Genomic DNA, 21,672 nt, shown 5'->3' on the forward strand with positions numbered 1-21,672 from the left:
TATGAATCACTTTGGGTTGACCACGATGATAGGGCGTGGCCACGCCTTGTCAACTTCGATTGTTCCCTGGGTTGACCGGGTGCTGCGTCATGCCCTGCCGGGACGCTGTGCCTTCTGCCTGGGCCCGGCCGGCCGCCAGGCGCCCTGGTGTCACGACTGCCTGCTGGCCTTGCCCTGGAACCTGCCGGCCTGTCCGCGCTGCGGTGAGCCCCAGCCGGGGCAAGGGCTTGGCAGGCCCTGTGGCGCCTGCCTGCGGCGCGCTCCCGCCTTCGATCTGACCCGCGCGCCGCTGCGTTATGAGGGCGAGGTGAGCGGTTTGATCCGGGCCTTCAAGTTCCATGCCTCGCCCCGGGCCGGCAGCGTGCTGCTGGAGCTGTTCTGGCGTAGCCTGTCGACCCCGCCGGTGGATGCGCTGGTGGCGGTGCCCCTGCATGACCGGCGAGCCCGGCAGCGGGGCTTCAACCAGGCCCAGTGGCTGGCTCGGCGCCTGGCGGCACGCCTCGACCTGCCGCTGATCGAGGCGGGGCGGGTGCGCGACACCCTGAGCCAGCGGGGCCTCGACCGTCCGGCACGCCGGGCCAACTTGCGCCGGGCCTTCCGGGTCGAGGCGAGGCTGCCGGCGCGGATCGCCCTGGTGGATGATGTGATGACCACCGGGGCGACCCTGGATGCCCTGGCGATGGCCTGTCGCCAGGCCGGTGCCGAGGTGATCGAGGCCTGGACCCTGGCGCGGACGCCTTTGCAATAAGCGGCCATAGGCGTTCCCGGGACTGCTATGATGCCCACACTCGCCACGCATTGGATCAGCACAGGACGCCCCATGACCTCGGATCCCCATCCTTTCGAATCCCTCTCGCCGGCTCGGGTGGTCGAGGCGGTGGAGTCCCTGGGCTTCTGGCTGCCCGGTGAGCCCTTCGCCCTGAACAGCTACGAGAACCGGGTCTTTCAGCTGCATGACGAGGAACGCCGCCGCTGGGTGGTGAAGTTCTACCGCCCCCAGCGCTGGTCGGATGCGGCGATCCAGGAGGAGCACGACTTCCTGGCCGAGCTGCAGGCCGCGGAGGTGCCGGTGGCCGCCCCTTGGCGGGATGCCCAGGGCATCAGCCTGCATCGCCATCAAGGCTTTCGTTTCGCGCTCTTCCCGCAGTTGCCGGGAGGTGCCCCGGAACTCGACAACCCGGACCATCTGTTCGCCCTGGGGGAGTTGATCGGGCGCCTGCATGCGGTAGGCCGGCGCAGCGAGTTCGTCCACCGGCGGCGGCTCGAACCCGGGCCCCTGGCCGAGGAGAGCCGCGGCATCGTGCTGGGCGGGCCCTGGCTCAATGCCCGCCAGCGCCGTGCCTATGAGCGCATCAGCGGCGAACTGGCGACGACCATCCTGGGGCAGACCTGGCCCGCCGAGGCGATGATTCGTGCCCACGGCGACTGTCACCTGGGCAATATGCTCGGGCGTGACGGGGATTTCGCCCTGGTCGACTTCGACGACTGCCTGATGGCCCCGGCGGTGCAGGATCTATGGATGCTGCTCAGTGCCCAGCATGAGCAGGAGTGGCAGATGCAGCTCTCGGAGCTGCTCGAGGGCTATGAGCAGGCCTGTGATTTCGACCGGCGCCAACTGCGCTGGATCGAGGCGCTGCGTGGCCTGCGCCTGATGCGTCATAGTGCCTGGCTGGTGGCGCGTTGGGAGGACCCGGCCTTCCCGCGGGTCTTCCCCTGGGTCGCCGAGGCGGGCTACTGGGATCAGCATATCCGCGATCTGGAGCAGCAGTGCCTGGCCTTGACGAACAAGCCGCGTTGGTTGGTGGGGCCGGGCTGACGCCGGGGCGTTCGCTGCGAACGCCAGAGGCCCAGCCGAGTCGGCTGGGCCTCTGGTTCAACGGGCCGTGGTCGAGCGGCCGGATCAGGGGGCGTTGGTGCCCTCTGCCTGGCGGCGCTCCTCGTTGATCCGCGCCGAGGGGTTGTCCTTGGGCTCCAGGGTCAGGTCGCCGCCCAGTCGCATGACAAAGGCCCGGGAGGGCTCCAGGAGGGCCTCCCGGCACTCGGCGTCAACGCAGGCATCCAGGCCGAAGCGGCCGTCGGCATCGTAGGCGGTGGCGGACATCTCGCCGCTGAAGATCTCGCTCTCGCTGCCGTCGGTGGCGATGCAGGTCAGGGTGCGGGCCGAGACCCGCAGTCGGTCGCCGTCCAGCAGGCCGTCGGCGGTGATCAGGCAGTGGGAGGGTAGGGCGGTATCGCCGGCGGCGTCGCGCACCGGACGCAGCAGCATGTCGCTATGGCGCGGCGTCTCTGCGCTGAAGGTGGTGGCTTCGATCACGGCGACCTCGATGATCGCCTCATCGGGGAGATGCAGGGTGTCGGCCTGGGCGATCCCGGTACTCAGGCCGGCGGTCAGCAACAGGCCGGAGAGCAGGGAGGTGAGCCGAAGGGTGCGGTGTGCCATGGCGGGACTCTCGATAGCAAGCAATAACCAATAGCGGGAAATAAGGCGTGATTCCAGGGCCGTATGCTAGCACAGCTCGATGCCGGGCCGCAGAGCGGTGGAGCCTGCGTGACATTATGCCACGCCGTCTTGCCAGGCGCTCGAAAGGCCGTGCCGCGGCGCGGGAAGACCTGCGGTGCGGGCGCCCATGCGCTAGAATCCCCTCTTTGTCCGAGCCAGGCTCGGCAATATGCCACGGCGCTGGCGTCTGTCGTCTCGAGTCAGCTCGCCAGGGTAGACATTTTGTTGTACAAAACATGTACCGGCTGCAATAATTTGTAGCAATTTATTCGACAAGTGGGCCACACCATGACCGAAGCACTCGCCGAACACTACCGCCAGATCATCCTGGGCCTCGGGGAGGATCCCGAGCGAGAGGGGCTGCGCGATACTCCCAAGCGTGCCGCCAAGGCGATGCAGTTTCTCACCCGGGGTTATGAACAGTCCCTGGAGACCCTGGTCAACGGTGCCGTCTTCGAGTCCGAGACCGACGAGATGGTGCTGATCAAGGATATTGAGCTCTACTCCCTGTGCGAGCACCATCTGCTGCCCTTTATCGGCAAGTGCCATATCGCCTACCTGCCCAACGGCAAGGTGCTGGGTCTCTCCAAGTTTGCGCGCATCGTCGACATGTATGCCCGGCGCATGCAGATCCAGGAGAACCTGACCCGGCAGATTGCCGAAGCGGTGCAGCAGGTGACCCAGGCCCGCGGCGTGGCCGTGGTCATCGAGGCCAAGCATATGTGCATGATGATGCGCGGCGTGGAGAAGCAGAATTCGAGCATGACCAGCTCGGTGATGCTGGGGGCCTTCCGCGAGAATGCCCCGACCCGCCAGGAATTCCTGACCCTGATCAACAGTCGCTGAGTACCGTGACGCCGGAGCCTAGCCAGCATGCCCATGCATTCGCTGAATGACCAGCATCTCGACCACGATCTGGCCACCATCCGCATCAAGAACCTGCGGCTACGTACCTTTATCGGCATCAAGGAAGAGGAGATCAGCAACCGCCAGGACGTGGTGATCAATGCGGTGATCCGCTATCGGGCCGCCCGGGCGGTGCAGTTCAACCATATCGATCAGGCCCTCAACTACCGCACCATCACCAAGCACCTGATCGCCCATGTCGAGGAGAACCGTTTCCTGCTGCTGGAGCGCATGACCCGGGAGGTGCTGGATATCATCATGTCCTACGAGCAGGTGCTGACGGCCCAGGTGGAGATCGACAAGCCCTATGCCCTGCGCTTCGCCGACTCCGTCTCGATCACCCTCTCCGACTCCCGGGAAGTGCGCCCGCTGGGCTGATCTCCGTCATGATATCGGCCCGCTCCGGGGTTGGTGCCGCGGCCGATTCGTCTTAGCATGGAGGAAGACCACCAGCCAAGGGGAGACTCGCCTTGAACGGCGACATCATTGCCTTCGACGACGCCACCCAGTCGGGTGAAATCGCGGCCGACGACGGCCAGCGCTATACCTTCGATCTGAGTGGCTGGCGGGGCCGGGGACTCCCCGCCGCCGGCCAGGAAGTGACCTTTACTCCCCGGAACCGCCAGGCCGTGCGGGTGATCCTGCGTCCCGTGCCCCAGCGCCGTGCTCGCCAGACCCTGGCCGCTTCGCCAGGCGCCGAGTCGGTCAACTCCCGCTATTCCGGCTGGAGTCTCGCCGGCCTGGTGATGGCCTTCCTGTCCTTGTTTCTCGACGCCCAGGTGCCCTTGTTGGCGGTTGCCGCGGCGGCCTGTGCCTGGCTGGGCCTGCGCCAGATTCACCGCGAACCGGCCCGCTATCGGGGCCGGCTGTTCAGCTGGTTGGCCATTGCCCTGGCGCTGCTGGTGGCGGTGCTGGGTGTCCTGGTCGACCCCACCACGGCGGCGTCGGTGCCCTAGGCGCCACCAACCCCTTTTCTCCCCGGCGGCATGAGTCGCCGGCTTCCCGGGAAGGAGCGAGCTATGCAATCCCTGCAAGAGAGTACCCTCTATCGGCCCTTCGCCTATATCGACGGCAGTTGGGTGGCGGCCGATAGCGGCGAGCAGATCGAGGTGACCAATCCGGCCACCGGCGAGCGCATCGGCCAGGTCCCCCGCCTGGGGCGTGGCGAGACCGAGCGCGCCATCGAGGCCGCCGAGGCGGCCTTTCCCGCCTGGCGCGCCCTGACCGCCCTGGAGCGGGCCGATGTCCTGATGAAGTGGCACGACCTGATGCTGGAGTATCAGCAGGAGCTGGCCGGGATCATGACCCTGGAGCAGGGCAAGCCCCTGGCCGAGGCCGCCGGCGAGATCGCCTATGCCGCCAGCTTCCTGCGCTGGTTCGCCGAGCAGGCCCGGCGGGTCACCGGCGAGACCCTGCCCGCCGCCAAGCCCAGTCAGCGTATCCTGGTCACCAAGCAGCCGGTGGGGGTGGTGGGGGCCATTACCCCCTGGAACTTCCCCGCCGCCATGATCACCCGCAAGGCCGGCGCCGCCCTGGGGGCGGGCTGCCCCATCGTCATCAAGCCGGCCAGCCAGACCCCCTTCTCGGCCACCGCCCTGGCGCTGCTGGCGGAGTGGGCCGGGGTGCCGCGTGGGGTCTTCAATGTGGTGCCCGGCAAGGCCAGCGAGATCGCCGCGGCCCTCACCGAATCCCCGGTGGTGCGCAAGATCACCTTCACCGGCTCCACCGAGGTGGGGCGCACCCTGATGGCCCAGGCCTCCCGGCATATCCAGAAGCTCTCCCTGGAGCTGGGTGGCAATGCGCCCTTTATCGTCTTCGAGGACGCCGACCTGGATGCCGCCGTCGAGGGGGCCATGGCCGCCAAGTTCCGTAACGCCGGCCAGACCTGCGTCTGCACCAACCGCTTCCTGGTCCAGACCAGCGTGATCAACGCCTTCTGCGAGAAGCTGGCGGCGGCCATGAACAGCGAGCTCAAGGTGGGCAACGGCGCCGAGGCCGGCGTCAATATCGGGCCGCTGATCGATGACAAGGCGGTGGCCAAGGTCTCCGAGCACGTCCATGACGCCGTGGACAAGGGCGCCGAACTGCTGCTGGGGGGCAACCCGCACCCGCTGGGCGGCAACTTCTTCACCCCCACCCTGATCAACTTCGCCACGGCCGAGATGAAGGTGGCCGGCGAAGAGACCTTCGGCCCCCTGGCGGCGGTCTTCCCCTTCGAGGACGAGGAGGACGCCGTGGCCCAGGCCAACGCCACCGAATACGGCCTGGCGGCCTACTTCTACTCCCGGGACCTGAGCCGGGTGTGGCGGGTCGCCGAGGCCCTGGAGTACGGCATGGTGGGCATCAATACCGGTCTGATCTCCAATGCCGCGGCGCCCTTCGGCGGCGTCAAGGCCTCCGGCCTGGGTCGCGAGGGCGGCCACCAGGGCATGGAGGAGTTCCTCGAGACCAAGTACCTGTGTATGGAGCTGGAGTAACCCTAACCGCTTGATAACTCAGCAAGGCGCCAGGCCCCCACTCGGGGGCCTGGCGCCTTTCAGGCCATAAAAAACCCCGCCGGCGAACCGGCGGGGTCGGTCAGGCGGTTGCCCGGGTCGGCTGTCGGGTAGCAGCAGAGCATTTCTGCCCCGCCGCCCCCTAAGAACCGTACGTGCGAGTTTCCCCGCATACGGCTCAAGCCTCTGTAAGCCTGTGTTGAATCACAGACCGGTTGCCCATGTGACAAGACAGAAGAGGATTAGTATCCGTTCCGTCTCGCATTCGCTTCACAGTCAGCTTTATTAGCATAGCCTTCGGTAGAGGCACCAACGATCCTGCCGTTGGATGCGATCCTACGCCACCTCCAACGTCCGGAGGTGTCTTTGTAGAATTCCCATTTGTCGCTTGAGCCGAGCTTTCCCATACAGAACCCCAGTCTTCTTAGGTTGCTTGTACAGGATAACAGCATAAGCACGAGCGTCAACTACATGTAGTGTCATTTTTTCGATCCTGACACTCTATATGGGTGTTCTAGGCATTGCTAATGTTGCTGTGCAGTTGCCGATGGCAGTTGGGATGCAGCAGTACCAAATTGTCCAGCTCGTCACCGCCCCCCTTGTGCCGCTCCACCACATGGTGGATGTTCCACCCGGTTTCCCAGGTGATGAACTGTTGGCACATCGGGCAGCGCTTGCCTTGCCGGGACCAGAGCGTCTGCAGCTTCTTCCTTCCCTTTGTCGATTCCTTCCAGGAACGTTCTAGCCGTTCCTCGAAATAGGTCTCGAACGCCGGGTCGTAAGGGTTCGCTTCCGCCTTGATCTTGGTATGCCGCTTGATCGGCACATCGCTGGCATAGAGCAGATACGCTCGTTTGCCGCCGGGGTACTCACCCTGGAAGACCCACTGGCGTTTGCCTGCTGGAGGGAAGTATTTCCCCTTGATCCAGCGCTTACGCCGGCTCAGGTGCCGTCTCTTGCACCATTGCCACAGCATCTTCCAGATGCGGTAGTCCACGTAGTTGAACGTCTCCTTGGCCGCGACTCCACGATGGTAGTTGGTCCAGCCCCGAATCATCGGGTTGAGCTGATCCACGATCCACCAGGAAGGCATGGTCTTGTTGGCGTTCAGCAACCTCCTTACGTTAGCCAGGAAGGTCTTCACGTTCTTGTGACTCGGCTTGATGAGAAGTTTGTCACTGTACTTGCGAATATTCTGGCCTAGGAAGTCGAATCCCTCCGCTATGTGCGTGACGACGGACTTCTCCACCGAAAGGGTGAGCCCACGCTCGGCCATGAAGGCCTCGACGATGGGTTTCACATCCTCCTCCAGCAGCTCCTTGGAGATGCCGGTGATGATGAAGTCGTCCGCGTACCGCACGTAATTGACCTTGGTCTTGTAGCTGGCCTTGGTGTTCTTCTTCCCAAATTGGGATTCGAGCACCGCTTCCAGACCATCAAGTGCCATATTGGCCAATACCGGCGAGATGATGCCCCCTTGTGGTGTTCCCGCCGTCGTCGGAAGGAGTCGTGAGGACTCCATGTATCCCGCTTTAAGCCACTTGCGGAGGACCGTTCTATCCATGGGGATATTCCGGACCAGCCACTCGTGGTTGATGTTGTCGAAGCACCCCTTGATGTCGCCTTCGAGTACCCACTGAGCCGAGTGCTTGCGGCTGAGATTGACGAAGCATTGCTCCATCGCATCCGCGGTGGCTCGCATGGGTCGGAAGCCGTAGGAGTTCCGATCCGCCGTCGTTTCTGCAACCGGTTCGAGCCCAAGCAGGAACAGAGCCTGCATGGCGCGATCCAGCATCGTCGGGATTCCCAGCGGCCGGCGTTGACCGTTGGCCTTCGGGATATAGACCCGACGAAGCGGTCTGGGCTTGTAGCCTTTCCGCTGCAAACGAGAGATCGCTTCCCACTTGTCATCCGGGGTGTCCCAGCATGCCCCATCGACACCAGGCGATTTCTTGCCCTGGTTCTCGGTGACGCGTTTCACAGCCAGTGCCCTGGCTGAGAACGAGCGGACCAGCATGCGTTGCAGGGATTTGACCCTGCGCCACTTCTGGTCATGGGCAGCCTTCGCGATCCGTATCTGTAGCCTCCTCACACGGCGATGACAGACCTTCCACTGGATGGTGTGCCAGCTTGATGCCGAGTGGGAGAATGCAGGTACGCTTTCCAGAGTACTCATCTTGCAATCCTCCTCTGAGCATTGACGAAAAATGCCCCGAGGGGGTGAAGACGGCACTATCCCCTTACGGGGAAGGTGAGCCTCACCCCGCAAGGGCATTCGTACTGTCCATCCAAACCGCGGATGGTGCTTTTCAGGCGGCTTTACACGCCTTCACGCGATCAGAGACCAGACAGAAGTCAGCACGCTTTCGCGTCGGGGCAAAGCTCGAACCCCTATTCCACCCATTACGGATGGACGTTCGCTTTTTCTGTCCTCCTCTACCCGCACCTCTAACAGCTCGCCTTGCGGCTCGCCTGCCCAAGGGCAGAGATACGGGCTTACCGAGTTCCTTTCCTTCTACATGAGTGGGTTAGACCCTGCCTATCCACCGGTAGCCGTGCGTCAGCGTATGCCCAGATGTAAGGGGCATAACCGGCTACACACCTTTTGGTTGAAGCCTGTCAGCAACTTTGGCTCCTTGCGGTTGACGGTGTTTATCAGCAGTTCACATACGTTGGTCGTACCACCCAGCCTAGCGTCTCATCCGCCTGTTGCTGGCAGAGTCACTGGCGTGCCTCGCGGCACGTACAGTCCACCGAGGTGGGACTACATTGTCAGGGAGCTTCGCACACCACCGTTGCCAGTGATGCACTACCCCTAGGCTACTGTTGGCTGAACAACAGGTCTCGTTACCCCGAAATACCCCAAGGTGAGACAATAGCAGGAAAGGCTTGCGCCACTAGGTGCCAGCAAGCTTTGTAGACACGGCAATCTCTGCTACATCATCCGGCCATTTGGCCGAACTTCAGCATTGATAAATCCGTCGCCGTGAGGCGAGGACACGGGGTTTCCCCAGACACCGAGAACGGTACACCCTAGTTACAGGTGACCGGTATCCGGGTCTTGAGAAAGCCCCGGATACCGGGTTTAGCAAATTGCTTTTTCTGCGGGTGTGTGGCCACCGACTCCAGGGTCGGTGACCACAATGATGTAGCCCGCTAGGCTAGCTACCTAAGCGACTCTCGTCGCACTACATCATGCCGCCCATGCCACCCATGCCGCCCATATCCGGAGCGGCGGCTTCCTTCTCTTCCGGATCGTCGGCCACCATGCACTCGGTGGTGACCATCAGGCCAGCCACGGAACCGGCGGACTGCAGGGCAGAACGGGTCACCTTGGCCGGATCCAGCACGCCCATCTCGAAGAGGTCGCCGAACTCGCCGGTCTGGGCGTTGTAACCGAAGTTACCCTCGCCATCCTTGACGCGGTTGATGACCACGGAGGCCTCTTCGCCGGCGTTGGTGACGATCTGACGCAGCGGGGCTTCCATGGCGCGCAGGGCCATGTTGATGCCGTGGGTCTGGTCGTCGTTGTCGCCGCTCAGGCCGGCCACCTTGGTCAGCACGCGGACCAGGGCGGTACCGCCACCAGGCACCACGCCTTCCTCGACGGCGGCGCGGGTGGAGTGCAGGGCGTCCTCGACGCGGGCCTTCTTCTCCTTCATCTCCACTTCGGTGGCGGCACCGACGCGGATCACGGCGACACCGCCGGCCAGCTTGGCGACGCGCTCCTGGAGCTTCTCACGATCGTAGTCGGAGGAGGTCTCCTCGATCTGGGCGCGGATCTGGTTGACGCGGGCCTCGATATCGCCCTCGGCACCGGCGCCGTCGATGATGGTGGTGTTCTCCTTGGACATGGTCACGCGCTTGGCGCTGCCCAGGTGGTCCAGGGTGGCCTGCTCGAGGTTCAGGCCGACTTCCTCGGAGATCACGGTGCCGTTGGTCAGGATGGCGATATCCTGCAGCATCGCCTTGCGACGATCACCGAAGCCCGGCGCCTTGGCGGCGGCGACCTTGACGATACCGCGCATGGTGTTGACTACCAGGGTGGCCAGGGCCTCGCCTTCGATGTCCTCGGCGATGATCACCAGCGGCTTGCCGGCCTTGGCGACGGCTTCCAGCACCGGCAGCAGTTCGCGGATGTTGGAGATCTTCTTGTCCACCAGCAGCAGGAAGGGATCTTCCAGCTCGACGGCCATGGTGTCCTGGTTGGTGACGAAGTACGGGGAGAGGTAGCCGCGGTCGAACTGCATGCCTTCCACGACTTCCAGCTCGTCCTCGAAGCCACGACCCTCGTCGACGGTGATCACGCCTTCCTTGCCGACCTTCTCCATGGCCTCGGCGATGATCTCGCCGATGCGGGCGTCGCCGTTGGCGGAGATGGTGCCGACCTGGGCGATCGCCTTGGAGTCGGTGCAGGGCACGGCCAGGGCCTGGATCTCCTTGACCGCGGCGATCACGGCCTTGTCGATGCCGCGCTTGAGGTCCATCGGGTTCATGCCGGCGGTCACGCCCTTCAGGCCCTCATTGATGATGGCCTGGGCCAGCACGGTGGCGGTGGTGGTGCCGTCACCGGCCACGTCGGAGGTCTTGGAAGCGACTTCCTTGACCATCTGGGCGCCCATGTTCTCGAACCTGTCCTTCAGTTCGATTTCCTTGGCCACGGAGACGCCGTCCTTGGTGACGGTGGGGGCGCCGAAGGACTTCTCCAGCACCACGTTGCGGCCCTTGGGCCCCAGGGTGGCCTTCACGGCGTTGGCGAGGACATCCACGCCACGAGCCATGCGCTTACGGGCGTCGTCGGAAAACTTGACCTGTTTCGCTGCCATTTTTCGTTACTTCCTATTGATCGGTTGTCAAACAAGAACGCTGAACGTCGTTTGGCGGACTCTGGGGCTTAGCCTTCCACCACGGCGAGGATATCGGACTCGCTCATGATCAGGACCTCTTCGCCGTCGATCTTCTGCTTCTCGACGCCGAAGCCCTCCTTGAAGATCACGGTATCGCCGACCTTGACGTCCAGGGGGCGCACTTCGCCGTTATCGAGGATCCGGCCGTTACCGACGGCGAGGACCTCGCCGCGCGTCGGTTTTTCCTGGGCATTGCCCGGAAGCACGATGCCGCCAGCGGTCTTCTGTTCTTCTTCGACGCGACGGATGATGACGCGATCGTGCAGAGGACGGATATTCATTGCTCACGCACTCCTGATGGTTGGCTGTGTCACGCTTGGCGTGACGGTGGTCGTTACCGGCTCCGCAGCGGGGCCGCGAAGTGAAGGCGAATGCCTTCCGTGTCGTTGGCTCGCCGCCGGGGCGCCGAGCCGAAACCGTTGCTAGCCCAACAGTGGGGGCGGGCGAATGGCTTTCAAGGCCCCGGATGAAAAAATTTTCATCCGGGGCCACTCAGCGACGCGCGTCGCCACGGGGAATAAAGTCGCCTTCCAGGGGGCCATCCTGGGGGTTGGCCCGAGCGGCGTGCTCGCCGCTATCACGTCCGGCCTGGTGCCAGTCGTCGGCCTGGGGGCGCTGGCGAGTGCCGGCGCCCATCGGTGCGGCCTGGAAGCGCAGCCCGAGGCGCGCCAGTCCCTTGCCGAGCAGGCGCCGGGCATCGGGAATCAGGCACAGCAGGCCCAGGCCGTCGGAAAGAAAGCCCGGCGCCATCAGCAGGGCGCCGCCGAAGATCAGTGCCGCCCCGGTGAGCAGTTCGCCGGTGGGCACCTCGCCGCGAGCGAAGCGCTCCTGGGCTCGCGCCAGGGTGGCGACGCCCTCGCGGCGAATCAGGTGCAGGCCGATAAAGCCGGTGGCCAGCACCATCAGCAGGGTGGTCAGCAAGCCGATCTGGCTGCCCACCGAGAAGAGAATCACGAAGTCGAGCAGGGCGAAGAGGGTAAAGAGAAGGAGAAAAGGCATGGTGCCTCCGGCGATGTCGTTGGCAAGGAAATGCGGGTGGCGAGACGAGATTTCAAGGCATTCTCCCTGTGCGAGTTTTTCAACGCGTGCTAGCTTATAGAGGTTGCTGCGTTGCACAAAAGAATAGTGGGTTGGCGGATAGACTCCGTCATCATCCCGGACATTTTGAGGAGAACACTTATGCAGATGGACAAGGCGGTGATCGCCATTACCGGTGGGGCCCGCGGGCTGGGGTTGGCCATGGCCCGGCGCCTGGGCCAGCAGGGCGCCCGGCTGGCGCTGTTGGATCGCGAGGCCGAGGCCCTGGATGCCGCCGTGGGAATCCTGGCCGAGGCCGGGGTCGAGGCCCAGGCGTTTGTCGCCGACGTGGCCGACGAGGCCTCGGTGACCCAGGCCTTCGGCGATATCGCCACCCGGATGGGCCCGGTGCAGGGGCTGGTCAACAATGCCGGTATCACCCGCGATGGCCTGCTGATCAAGGCCAGGGAGGGCAAGGTGGAGAAGGGGCTCTCGCTGAGCCAATGGCAGCAGGTGATCGATGTCAATCTGACCGGGGTCTTCCTGTGCGGCCAGGCGGCGGCCCTGCAGATGGTGGAGGCCGGCCGGGGCGGGGTGATCGTCAATATCTCCAGCATCTCCCGGGCCGGTAACATGGGCCAGAGCAACTATGCGGCGGCCAAGGCGGGGGTGACGGCGCTGACCGTGACCTGGGCCAAGGAGCTGGCCCGTCACGGGGTGCGGGTGGGCGCCGTGGCGCCGGGCTTTATCGAGACCGATATGACGGCGGCGATTCGCCCCGAGATGCTGGAGAAGATCGCCAAGGGGATTCCCCTGGGCCAACTGGGCCGGCCGGAGGATATCGCCGAGAGCGTGGCCTTTATCTTCAACAATACCTACTTCACCGGCCGGGTCATCGAGTGTGATGGCGGCCTGAGGATCTGATCGGAGAGAGGCCTCCGGGATCTTCGATAACGTCAGCTTCTTCACTGGCCTGGTTATCGAGAATGACGGCAGCCTAAGGAGCTGATCGGAGAGAGGAAGGAGCCCGGGGGCGGCGGCCCCCGGGCGTGGGTCAGAACTCCAGTTGATCGCGCATGGTCTCCACGGTGGCCGGGCCGATGCCGCTGACCCGGGTCAGGTCGTCAGGGTCGCTGAAGGGGCCATTGGCCTCGCGGTCCTCGATAATGGCCTGGGCCTTGGCGGCGCCGATGCCGGGCAGTTCGGCGAGCATTTCCGCATCGGCCTGATTGACGTTGATGGGGGCCATCTCCTGGGCCAGGGCCAGCGGGGCCAGGCCCACCAGCAGGGCGAAGAGCAGGCTGCGAATCAGGGTCGTCATGGCGAAGTCCTCCGTGACGGTGTATTTACATCCTGTCACTCGATGTGACGTTTTAACCCTAGTCCGCGGCACCGGTATTGCCCGTGCGCAACCTGCCATAAGGGATGTCCGCTATCTCGGATAGTCTCCGCGAGGCCAGGCTGCGGAGCCCGTAGGCGATCCCCCTCCTGAGCAATGGACTGGTATACTAAGGCGCCATTGATACGCCGAGGAGATGCCCGCCCCCATGTCCACCGACTCCCCCCTGATCATTGCCCTGGATTTCCCGTCCCTGGATGCGGCCCTGTGCCTGGCCGACCAGCTCGACCCGGCGCGTTGCCGGCTCAAGGTGGGCAAGGAGCTCTTTACCCGTAGCGGGCCCGACGTGCTGGAGGCCCTACATGGCCGCGGCTTCGAGGTATTCCTCGATCTCAAGTTCCACGATATTCCCAACACCGTGGCCGGTGCCGTTCAGGCGGCGGCGGAGCTGGGGGTATGGATGGTCAATGTGCATGCCGGGGGCGGTCGGCGGATGATGGAGGCGGCCCGGGAGCGACTCGACCGGCATCGCCTCTCGACCCAGCTGATTGCCGTCACCGTGCTGACCAGCATGGAGGCGGAGGATCTCGCCGAGGTGGGGGTGGCGGTCTCGCCGGCCCAGCAGGTGGAGCATCTGGCGCAGTTGGCCCAGGCCAGCGGCATGGATGGGGTGGTCTGCTCGGCCCAGGAAGCGGCGCGGCTCCGCGAGCTGTGCGGTGATGCCTTCCTCAAGGTGACGCCGGGCATTCGCCCCAGCTTCGCCGAGACAGGGGATCAGCGGCGTGTCCTGACCCCGGCTCAGGCCATGGCGGCGGGCAGTACCCACCTGGTGGTGGGGCGGCCGGTCACCCAGGCCGACGAGCCCATGGCGGCCCTGGCCGCTATCGAGGCGGAGTTGGCCGGGGCCTGATCCCTTCCCTTCGATTCTGCTGAGAGCGTTAAGAGGGGGCGGCCAACCTGGCCGCTGCCCGATCACTCCCCTTCGATGCCGGTAATGGGCTTGGTGGTGCCCCACTGACGACAACTGGGGCACTGCCAGTGCAGCTGTTCGCCGGAAAAGCCGCAGCTTCGACAGCGATAGCGCGGGTGGCGAGCCAGTAGCGCCTGGGTGTGCTGCTTGAGCAGCTCGATGCGCTCCCGCTCCGCGGCGTCGGCATTGCGTGCATAGAGATCCATCAGATAGTCCAGGGCGCGCAGGCTGGGAGTGCTCGCCAGTTGCTCGCGAATAAAGGCCTCGGCGGCGGCATTACCTTCCCGTCGTTGATGGCTCTGGGCCAGGGCCAGCAAGGCGCTGGTGAAGGGCGCACGCCCGATCAGCGTCTGCAGATAGGCCTCGAAGCCCTGCGGGTCCTCCAGGCGGCGGTAGGCCTCCGCCAGGGGCTCGAGGATGAGGGGGGCGAAATCGAGGTCCTGGTCGGGGATGCGCCTGAGCAGCTTGGCCTCGGCCTTGTAGTGGCCGGTATCGTGCTCGAGGCGGGCCAGCAGCCAGGTGGCCCGCACGCACTGGGCGTCGATGCCGAGTGCCTGGCGCAGGTGCTTGCGGGCCGGACCGGGGCTGGCGCCCTGCAGTTCCTGCTCGGCGAGTTCGCAGAGCCAATGGCTGGCGGCGCGGCGCAATCCCTCCTGTTGGCGCACCAGTTCCGGAACCGCCACCTCGACGGCCGCCTGCCAGGCCTTCTCCCGCTCCAGCAGGTCCACCAGCAGGCGCTTGGCGGCCAGGCGCAGTTCCTCGTCCTGGGCCTCGCGAATCAGTCCCTGCAGCAGGCGTTCGGCGCGGTCGTGGAGGCCGAGCTTGAGGAAATCGCGGGAGAGTTCGAGCTGCACCCGCTGCCCCTGGGCAGGGGTCAGGGTCGGGCGCGCCAGCAGGTTCTGATGGATCTTTACCGAGCGGTCGGCTTCGCCCCGGGCGCGAAACAGGCTGCCCAGGGCGATATGGGTCTCGATGGTGTCGCTGTTGACCTCCAGGGCGTTGACGAAGGTCTCGATGGCACGGTCGGGCTCCTCGTTAAGCAGGAAGTTGAGCCCCACGAAATAGTCCCGGGACAGGCGCCCCTGGGAGGTTTCCCCCACGTGGCTCGCGACACTGCGTCGGCCCAGCCACCAGCCGATGGCCACCGCTGCCAACAACAGGGCCAGCAGCAGAAGATCCATCATTCAGGGCAGTTCCTTGAGCTCCTGGACGCGCAGCCGGTCCAGTTCCTTGCGCTGCTGCTGGTTATGGCGCTGGGCGCGAGTCAGCAGGGTGCGCAGGCGCAGGTAGACACCGGTCATGGCGAGCATCCCCAGCAGCACGCCACAGGCCAGGGCGGCCAGCAGCCATACCGAGAGGGAGGCGGGAGGGAGTTCGACCCAGATCAGGTTGAGGGGCAGGGCCTGCTGATTGTTGACGGCGAAGAGGATGCCGATCAACAGCACCGCCACCAGGAGAATGGCCAGGATGACGCCTTTTAACCAACGCATGGAGCTTCCTTCGAATCGTGTCTGTCGTCATGGCGCAGGGCGCCCCTTCGCCCTCAGTATCCCAGGGCACGGCTGGCATTGACCTGCTCGCGCAGCTCCTTGCCGGGCTTGAAGTGTGGCACGAATTTACCGTCCAGGGCGACCGGATCGCCGGTCTTGGGGTTGCGGCCGACCCGCGGCTCCCGATAGTGCAGGGAGAAGCTGCCGAAGCCGCGGATCTCGACGCGGCCCCCGTCGGCCAGGGTATTGGTGATGTCGTCGAGAATGATTCTGACGGCGGCCTCGACTTCCTTGATCGACAGCTCCGGCTGTCGCATGGCGATCTGCTCGATCAACTCGGACTTGGTCATCGGCGTTTCTCCAAGGGCAATGCCGTGTCTGCGGCTCTTGTTTGTACTCAGCATACTGCGCAAATCGTGATAAAACAACGAACTACAACACGATGATCGAAAGGGGGGCGGTGAGGGGCGAGGTTTGGGCTCGCGGCCGCCGCCTCGGTTATAATGCGTGGACATTCCCAAGACTTGTCCGAGGTTCTCTCTTGAGCGAAGCGACCCCCTTAGAAGATGTCGAGCGCAAGCGGCTCTACTGGCACTCCCGGCGTGGCATGTGGGAGCTGGATCTGCTGCTGGTGCCCTTTCTCGAGCGGTGTTACGGCGAGCTTGATGCCGACGATCGCGCGGCCTACCGGGCCTTGCTGGAGGAGGAGGACCAGGACCTGTTCGTCTGGCTGATGCGTCGCGAGCCCCCCGAAGCACCGGCACTGCAGCGCATCGTCACCCGGATCATCGAGCATGCCGAGCACGGCGATCGCGATCAGTTTCGCGCCCTCTAGGCTGGCGCTGCTGCCGCCGCTGGTGATCGGTGGCGGCACTCTTGTGTTGTTGGCCTTGCATGCGCCGCCGGGGATTGCCGCCCTGGCGGCGCTGTCGTTTGTGGTGGCGTTCGGCTGGCAGGCCAGGCGCCGCCCTGGCGGGCGGCTGCGTTTCGTGCCCATCGGCGAGGGTGGCGAGTGGGAGTGGGCCGAGCCGCGAGGCGAGTGGCGGCGTGTCGGCCTGCGCTGCGACTACCTGGGGCCTTGGCTGATTGGCCTGCGTCTGGGGCGCCGACGGTTCTGGGTGTGGCCGGATAGCGCCGGTACCGATGCGCGGCGCCGACTGCGGCGGCTGCTGGTTGTGCGTCGTGGGATGATCTAGTCGAGATCGCCCAGGCGGATCGTCGAGGGCCTGGCCTCGGTGGCGGTATCCGGGCAATCGCGATTGAAATGCAAGCCCCGGGACTCCCGGCGCGCCTGGGCCAGGCGCACGGTGAGGCGTGCCAGGCGCAGCGAGTGCCAGAGACTGGCCAGCGCCGGGCTGGGCCTGTGATGGTGCCAGAGGTGGGTGACCCGCTCCCCTAGCTCGCGCAGCTGGCTGTCGGCCTCGGCCAGGCCGGCGTCGTCGCGGACGATGGCGACCCGGCGACTCATTACCTCGCCGAGTTCTTCCTGCAGGGCCGCTATGGTGTCCGGCGCTACCGCCGGCCCGGTCGCCGAGGCCAGTGGCTCGGGGGGCTGCCAGTCGAGGGGCGGCTGGCGCAAGGCTCGGGCCGCGGCCCGGGCGAAGACCAGGCACTCCAGCAGGGAGTTGCTGGCCATGCGGTTGGCGCCATGCAAGCCGGTGGCCGCCACCTCGCCGATGGCATACAGGTGCGCCACCTCGGTGGCGCCCTCCAGGTCGGTGACCACGCCGCCGCAGCTGTAGTGGGCGGCGGGCACCACCGGGATCGGCGCCCGGGTGATATCCAGGCCGCGACCCAGGCAGTGGGCGTGGATGGTGGGAAAGAGGTGCTGGATCGTCTGGGCCGGCAGGTGGCTGATATCCAGCCACACATGCTCGCCGTCATCGTGCTGGATCTGGGCGTCGATGGCTCGGGCGACGATATCCCGGGGCGCCAGCTCGGCCCGCGGGTCGATGGCCGGCATAAAGCGCTCGCCGGCCCGGTTGCGCAGGATGCCACCCTCGCCGCGCACCGCCTCGCTGATCAAGAAGGGCGCGCCCTGAGGGTCGTAGAGGCAGGTGGGGTGGAACTGCTGGAACTCCAGGTTCATCAGCCGGGCGCCGAGTTCCGCGGCCATCAGCATCCCCTCGCCGCGGGTGGGGCAGGGGCTGGTAGTGTGGCGATAGAGGCCGCTGGCGCCACCGCTGGCGAGCACCGTGTCGCCGGCCAGCAGGAGTGTCTCTTCGCCTCGGTCGTCGAGGCAGCGGGCGCCGCGGCAGGCGCCGCTCGTATCGGCGAGCAGGCCGATGGCGGTCAGCGTCGGATGCCGGGTGATATGCGGGTGGGCCTCTACCCGGGCGACCAGGGTGTCGATCACCGCGCGACCGGTGGCATCCTCGGCATGGATGATGCGCCGGGCGCCGTGGCCACCCTCCCGGGTCAGATGATAGGGGTAGGGCGCCTCGGGCCGCGGGTCCCGGGTAAAGGGCACGCCGAGCTCGAGCAGCCAGGCGATGGCCGCCGGCCCCTGCTCCACGGTAAAGCGCACGGCGGCCTCGTCGCACAGGCCGGCACCCGCGATCAGGGTGTCCGCCACATGGGCCTGGGTATCGTCGGCGGGGTCCAGCACCGCGGCGATGCCGCCCTGGGCCCAGCGGCTGGCGCCGGCGTCGTCGCTGGCCGGGCGCAGCAGGGTGACGGGGCGATGATCGGCCAGGTCCAGCGCCAGGGCGAGGCCGGCGACGCCGCCGCCGATGACCAGGACGCGTTCGGCGGGGGAGCTCATGGGCGGCGCTTCTCCTTGGCTGGGGTAATCAGGGTATGGCGTTTGGCGCGGCGCCTCAGGCGCCGGCTGGGCAGGCGGCGCAGCTTGCCGAGATCCGCGGCCAGGGCCTGGGTCAGGCGCGCCAGTTCTCGATTCAACCACAGGTAACCACTGGGGCTGAAGAGCAGCCGACCATCCTCGGTGCGTCCGCCCTGGGCCTGATCGGCGTAACGCTGGAGATCGAAGGTGATGTTGTCCACCTGGATGGGGTGGCCGGTGCGCACCTGGTAGGCCAGGCTGCCCAGGACTCGGGCCAGGGTATGCTGGGTCTCCCTGAGTCCCGTCATGGCTTCGATGCGTTCATGGCCGGAGCGGGTGTTCCAGTGGCTCTCCAGCAGCAGCTCGATGGTGGAGAGCATGCGCCGCTGCAGGGAGATCAGGCCATCCAGCTCGCGGCGCTTGAGGCGGCGCTCGCTGTGGATGGCGTCCACCAGGCCGCGCTGCTTGACCAGCAGGCCGCTGGTGGTCTTGAGCAGCTCGCGGGTATCGGGACCGGAGGCCGTAGTGGCGCTGGTGTGGGCGTGGTAGAGCCGGGCCATGGTGTCCAGGTTCTCGGCGAGCAGGAAGCGCAGCACATCGGTGGCCTTCTGGGGCAGCAGGACCAGGGTCACCGTCAGGCCCACGCAGGAGCCCAGCAGCACGTCGAAACCCCGCCAGAGGGCGAGCGACAGGTCCTGGTGACCGTCACCGGCCACCAGTAGCAGGCTGATGGAGAACATCAGGCCGCCATAGGCGTGGCGCTTGCCGAAGGTGATATAGGTGGCCAGGGCGATGCCGAGCAGGAGCCAGGCGGGCAGCAGGCCGGGGGGCGGGTCGGGCACCAGGGTGGCCAGCACGCCCCAGCCGACGCCGAGGACGGTGCCCAGCAGGCGCTGTTTGGCCTTGTCCAGGACGCCGCCGATATGCGGCAGGTTGCCCATGACCATGACGGTGCTGACCAGGGCCCAGCTGCCATGCGGAATCGGCAACAGGGTGATGATCAGATAGGTGATCGCCACCGCGGCACAGATACGCAGCGCATGAATGGGCCGCCTGTGACGGTAGTTGAAGTAGGGGTCGCGTAGGCGAAACGATGTCATCGAAGGGTGCCCCGGAGCGAATGGCTCATCGAATCGATGATGGTGCCCGGAGCCGGGCTCGAACCGGCACGGTGTTGCCACCGAGAGATTTTAAGTCCATATGCCCTCCTTTGAATCAGTTTTATGTAGCACCACAGAATTGCCATTTCTCAATACCTTATCCTATACTGAGTCCCTAGGAGGCGCACGTAGTTTTGAGGTCGGCTGCTACATATCCACTACATATCCCGCCGAGGGACTCGCCATGAAACTGAAGCTGAGCAAGACCACTGTGGAGGCTCTGGCGCCCGAACCGGACAAGCAGATCATCGTCTGGGACAGCGACATCGTGGGTTTCGGCGTCCGCGTCTCGCCGGGCGGCTCCCGCACCTTCTTCTATCAAGGCCGACTCCACGGCAAAGCGAAGAAGGTCACCATCGGCAAGCTGGGCAAGGTGACGGCTGAGACGGCCCGCAAGGACGCCAAGCGCATCGCCTCCATGCTGGAGCTGGGCCAGGATCCGAGCCCACCCAAGCACGCTACCGCCGCGACCGCGCCAACGCTTGGGGACCTGATGGCCGCCTATGTCGAGCTACTGGAGAGCCAGGGCAAGGTGTCGGCGCGCAACGTCAAGAACCAGATTGCCCGCGATATCGAGAATGCTCACCCGCGCCTGTGGGCCAAGCCCGCTGCCGAGATTGATCTCCATGACTGCATGGTCATCGTTGGTGCCCTGGTAGATGCCAAGAAGCCGCGGCAGGCGGACAAGATCCGCAGCTATATTCGCACCGCCTACAGCGAGGCCATCAACGCCCATGGCGACGCGAATATGCCAGCATCGATGCGTCGGCTCAAGATCACCTTCAATCCTGCCCGCGACATGCGCAAGGTGAAGGGCAGCAGCAAGGCCAAGGACCGGGCGCTGTCTCTGGCCGAGTTCAGGGCCTACTGGCGGCGCGTGCAGGCCCTTCCCGAGCCCCACCGCTCGCTGGCCATGCTTCACGTCCTGACCGGCGGCCAGCGCCAGCAGCAGCTCGCCCGCGTGACCCTGGCCGACATCGACCGGGACGCGCCGTCTATGCGCATTCTCGACTATAAGGGGCGCAGGACCGAGCCTCGAGTCCACATCATCCCTCTGTTGCCGGAGGCCCTGGACGCCATCGATCGCATCACCGATGGGGGTGAGTATGTCTTCAGTTGCGACGGAGGCCGGACGCCCATCCATAACGCCTTCCTGAACGACATCGCTAAACGCATCTGTGCCGAGATGAAGGGCGCCGACGAGCTTGAGAATGGCCCCTTCACCGCCGGCTCGATCCGCGCCACCTGCGAGACGCGCCTGATCGCCAAGCCTTACCGCGTGTCATCTGACGTGCTGGCGCACCTGCTGAGCCATGGCATGGGCACCGTGCAGCGCAAGCACTATCAGCACCATGAGTTCTTTGACGAGAAGTTGGAGGCCCTGGAAATGCTCCACCGCATGGTGAAGGGGCAGCCGGAGCCGGGGGCTCAGGTGGTTGAGTTGAGGACGCGGGCATGAGCCTAAAGGCGCAAGAGCAGGCAAGGCGTGCCGTTCACAGCTTCCTTGATTTCATGGGCGACCACTTCATCAAAGAGCCGCTGCCGGAAGATCGAGAGCTAAAGCTGTGGGCAGCGCATTCAATCCACGTCTCCATGGTGGTTGCTATAAACCACCGTGGTACGAAAGAGGGCGAGGAATTCGAGCGAGCATGGAGGGAAAGGCTTGATGTTCTATTGAGTCACGCACTGAAAGACAGGGAGGCCTACCTTTCGTGCATCCGTCTGATGGAGCTTCTTAGCCGCGACGGCATCCCGATTCCGTCGGAACTGGGGGGATTTGCGGCTAGATTCCTTCATGGGGAAAAGCCCCCGTCTGCACGGGGAGAGAGGGTGGATGGTGCTGTTACCAGAGAAGGCGTGATTGTCGCATGCGTTAACATTGCAAATCTTTATGTCGATAGTTTGCATGGTGAAAGCAGCCGAACAATAACAGCCGCCGATATTGTAAGCGAATGCCTGAATGAGCGAGGTATTTTAAACGATAAAGGGGGGGTGTTTACCGACACCAACGTAAAGAAGGCTTACCAGCGGGCGAATGGAAGGGGTTCTGCTTTCAACCCACGAGACACATAAACCGGCCTTTTCTGTCCCCCGCGAGGAGTTGCT

At 65.0% G+C, this 21,672-nt stretch carries 23 protein-coding genes and 1 pseudogene; 12 read left to right on the forward strand and 12 right to left on the reverse strand.

The genetic code is table 11. From position 1 onward, the window contains the following. The first annotated feature begins 46 nt into the window (after window positions 1-46). Window positions 47-748 (forward strand): ComF family protein, encoded by a 702-nt coding sequence (locus ACQ1W9_RS08555; RefSeq protein ID WP_431026201.1) that lies wholly within the window; start codon window positions 47-49, stop codon window positions 746-748. Between the two features lie 72 nt (window positions 749-820). Beyond that, window positions 821-1,816, forward strand: coding sequence for a serine/threonine protein kinase (locus ACQ1W9_RS08560; RefSeq protein WP_431026202.1), 996 nt, complete (start codon window positions 821-823; stop codon window positions 1,814-1,816). An 84-nt stretch (window positions 1,817-1,900) separates the two neighbouring features. On the opposite strand, the gene ACQ1W9_RS08565 is transcribed toward ACQ1W9_RS08560, so the two are convergent. Continuing rightward, window positions 1,901-2,440, reverse strand: coding sequence for a hypothetical protein (locus ACQ1W9_RS08565; protein ID WP_431026203.1), 540 nt, complete (start codon window positions 2,438-2,440; stop codon window positions 1,901-1,903). 348 nt (window positions 2,441-2,788) lie between these two features. Here ACQ1W9_RS08565 and folE point away from each other — a divergent pair, with 348 nt between their 5' ends. The 4 genes from folE (at window position 2,789) to ACQ1W9_RS08585 (ending at window position 5,883) form a co-directional block, all read left to right on the forward strand. Further along, window positions 2,789-3,346, forward strand: a complete 558-nt coding sequence (gene folE / locus ACQ1W9_RS08570) for a GTP cyclohydrolase I FolE (RefSeq protein WP_346063565.1) — start codon at window positions 2,789-2,791, stop codon at window positions 3,344-3,346. Window positions 3,347-3,373: 27 nt separating this feature from the next. Beyond that, a complete protein-coding gene (gene folX, locus ACQ1W9_RS08575; protein WP_431026204.1) occupies window positions 3,374-3,784 on the forward strand; it encodes a dihydroneopterin triphosphate 2'-epimerase in 411 nt (136 codons plus the stop codon). Between the two features lie 92 nt (window positions 3,785-3,876). Next, a complete protein-coding gene (locus ACQ1W9_RS08580; protein WP_431026205.1) occupies window positions 3,877-4,362 on the forward strand; it encodes a hypothetical protein in 486 nt (161 codons plus the stop codon). 63 nt (window positions 4,363-4,425) lie between these two features. Continuing rightward, window positions 4,426-5,883: an NAD-dependent succinate-semialdehyde dehydrogenase gene (locus tag ACQ1W9_RS08585; RefSeq protein ID WP_431026206.1), complete on the forward strand. Its 1,458-nt coding sequence runs from the start codon at window positions 4,426-4,428 to the stop codon at window positions 5,881-5,883. A gap of 260 nt (window positions 5,884-6,143) precedes the next feature. On the opposite strand, the gene ACQ1W9_RS08590 is transcribed toward ACQ1W9_RS08585, so the two are convergent. The 5 genes from ACQ1W9_RS08590 to ACQ1W9_RS08610 all read right to left on the reverse strand — a co-directional run bounded on the left by ACQ1W9_RS08590 (window position 6,144) and on the right by ACQ1W9_RS08610 (window position 11,807). After that, complete coding sequence (locus tag ACQ1W9_RS08590) at window positions 6,144-6,353, reverse strand: YegP family protein (RefSeq protein ID WP_431026432.1); 210 nt, start codon at window positions 6,351-6,353, stop codon at window positions 6,144-6,146. A 62-nt stretch (window positions 6,354-6,415) separates the two neighbouring features. After that, window positions 6,416-8,077 (reverse strand): group II intron reverse transcriptase/maturase, encoded by a 1,662-nt coding sequence (gene ltrA, locus ACQ1W9_RS08595; RefSeq protein ID WP_431026207.1) that lies wholly within the window; start codon window positions 8,075-8,077, stop codon window positions 6,416-6,418. 1,012 nt (window positions 8,078-9,089) lie between these two features. Beyond that, entirely contained in the window at window positions 9,090-10,727 is a 1,638-nt protein-coding gene (gene groL, locus ACQ1W9_RS08600) for a chaperonin GroEL (RefSeq protein WP_346063571.1), read from the reverse strand. A gap of 68 nt (window positions 10,728-10,795) precedes the next feature. Continuing rightward, window positions 10,796-11,089 carry a co-chaperone GroES gene (locus ACQ1W9_RS08605; protein WP_195859678.1) on the reverse strand — a complete coding sequence of 98 codons (294 nt, stop codon included), beginning with the start codon at window positions 11,087-11,089 and terminating at the stop codon, window positions 10,796-10,798. A gap of 211 nt (window positions 11,090-11,300) precedes the next feature. After that, the gene (locus ACQ1W9_RS08610) at window positions 11,301-11,807 is read right to left on the reverse strand and encodes an FxsA family protein (protein WP_431026208.1); all 507 of its coding nucleotides are present in this window, start codon (window positions 11,805-11,807) and stop codon (window positions 11,301-11,303) included. A gap of 180 nt (window positions 11,808-11,987) precedes the next feature. Here ACQ1W9_RS08610 and ACQ1W9_RS08615 point away from each other — a divergent pair, with 180 nt between their 5' ends. Further along, window positions 11,988-12,749: an SDR family oxidoreductase gene (locus ACQ1W9_RS08615; RefSeq protein WP_431026209.1), complete on the forward strand. Its 762-nt coding sequence runs from the start codon at window positions 11,988-11,990 to the stop codon at window positions 12,747-12,749. Window positions 12,750-12,879: 130 nt separating this feature from the next. On the opposite strand, the gene ACQ1W9_RS08620 is transcribed toward ACQ1W9_RS08615, so the two are convergent. Continuing rightward, on the reverse strand, window positions 12,880-13,146 hold the full coding sequence (locus ACQ1W9_RS08620) for a ComEA family DNA-binding protein (RefSeq protein ID WP_431026210.1): 267 nt from the start codon (window positions 13,144-13,146) through the stop codon (window positions 12,880-12,882). 226 nt (window positions 13,147-13,372) lie between these two features. Here ACQ1W9_RS08620 and pyrF point away from each other — a divergent pair, with 226 nt between their 5' ends. After that, complete coding sequence (pyrF, locus tag ACQ1W9_RS08625) at window positions 13,373-14,074, forward strand: orotidine-5'-phosphate decarboxylase (RefSeq protein WP_431026211.1); 702 nt, start codon at window positions 13,373-13,375, stop codon at window positions 14,072-14,074. 125 nt (window positions 14,075-14,199) lie between these two features. Here the strand turns inward: pyrF and lapB are convergent. From lapB to ACQ1W9_RS08640, 3 genes and pseudogenes are all read right to left on the reverse strand, one after another. After that, window positions 14,200-15,318: pseudogene (lapB, locus tag ACQ1W9_RS08630) on the reverse strand (lipopolysaccharide assembly protein LapB); the annotation flags it as partial. Beyond that, window positions 15,319-15,624, reverse strand: a complete 306-nt coding sequence (locus ACQ1W9_RS08635; RefSeq protein ID WP_431026212.1) for a lipopolysaccharide assembly protein LapA domain-containing protein — start codon at window positions 15,622-15,624, stop codon at window positions 15,319-15,321. 53 nt (window positions 15,625-15,677) lie between these two features. Beyond that, the gene (locus ACQ1W9_RS08640) at window positions 15,678-15,974 is read right to left on the reverse strand and encodes an integration host factor subunit beta (protein ID WP_230086121.1); all 297 of its coding nucleotides are present in this window, start codon (window positions 15,972-15,974) and stop codon (window positions 15,678-15,680) included. Window positions 15,975-16,165: 191 nt separating this feature from the next. Here ACQ1W9_RS08640 and ACQ1W9_RS08645 point away from each other — a divergent pair, with 191 nt between their 5' ends. Both ACQ1W9_RS08645 and ACQ1W9_RS08650 read left to right on the forward strand, forming a co-directional pair. Beyond that, window positions 16,166-16,459, forward strand: coding sequence for a succinate dehydrogenase assembly factor 2 (locus ACQ1W9_RS08645; protein WP_431026213.1), 294 nt, complete (start codon window positions 16,166-16,168; stop codon window positions 16,457-16,459). Continuing rightward, a complete protein-coding gene (locus ACQ1W9_RS08650; protein WP_431026214.1) occupies window positions 16,419-16,820 on the forward strand; it encodes a protein YgfX in 402 nt (133 codons plus the stop codon). The genes ACQ1W9_RS08645 and ACQ1W9_RS08650 overlap by 41 nt, the downstream gene beginning before the upstream one ends. Here the strand turns inward: ACQ1W9_RS08650 and nadB are convergent. Together nadB and ACQ1W9_RS08660 are read right to left on the reverse strand one after the other, a co-directional pair. Beyond that, window positions 16,817-18,388, reverse strand: coding sequence for an L-aspartate oxidase (nadB, locus tag ACQ1W9_RS08655; RefSeq protein ID WP_431026215.1), 1,572 nt, complete (start codon window positions 18,386-18,388; stop codon window positions 16,817-16,819). The genes ACQ1W9_RS08650 and nadB overlap by 4 nt on opposite strands. After that, window positions 18,385-19,506: an FUSC family protein gene (locus ACQ1W9_RS08660; protein WP_431026216.1), complete on the reverse strand. Its 1,122-nt coding sequence runs from the start codon at window positions 19,504-19,506 to the stop codon at window positions 18,385-18,387. The genes nadB and ACQ1W9_RS08660 overlap by 4 nt, the downstream gene beginning before the upstream one ends. Before the next feature lie 244 nt (window positions 19,507-19,750). Here ACQ1W9_RS08660 and ACQ1W9_RS08665 point away from each other — a divergent pair, with 244 nt between their 5' ends. Both ACQ1W9_RS08665 and ACQ1W9_RS08670 read left to right on the forward strand, forming a co-directional pair. Next, entirely contained in the window at window positions 19,751-21,025 is a 1,275-nt protein-coding gene (locus ACQ1W9_RS08665) for a tyrosine-type recombinase/integrase (protein ID WP_431026217.1), read from the forward strand. Further along, entirely contained in the window at window positions 21,022-21,639 is a 618-nt protein-coding gene (locus tag ACQ1W9_RS08670; protein WP_431026218.1) for a hypothetical protein, read from the forward strand. Before ACQ1W9_RS08665 ends, ACQ1W9_RS08670 begins: the two co-directional genes overlap by 4 nt. The last annotated feature ends 33 nt before the right edge of the window (window positions 21,640-21,672 follow it).

The sequence above is a fragment of the Halomonas sp. H5 genome (genome assembly GCF_050613175.1).
GTDB classification, from domain to species: domain Bacteria; phylum Pseudomonadota; class Gammaproteobacteria; order Pseudomonadales; family Halomonadaceae; genus Bisbaumannia; species Bisbaumannia salifodinae.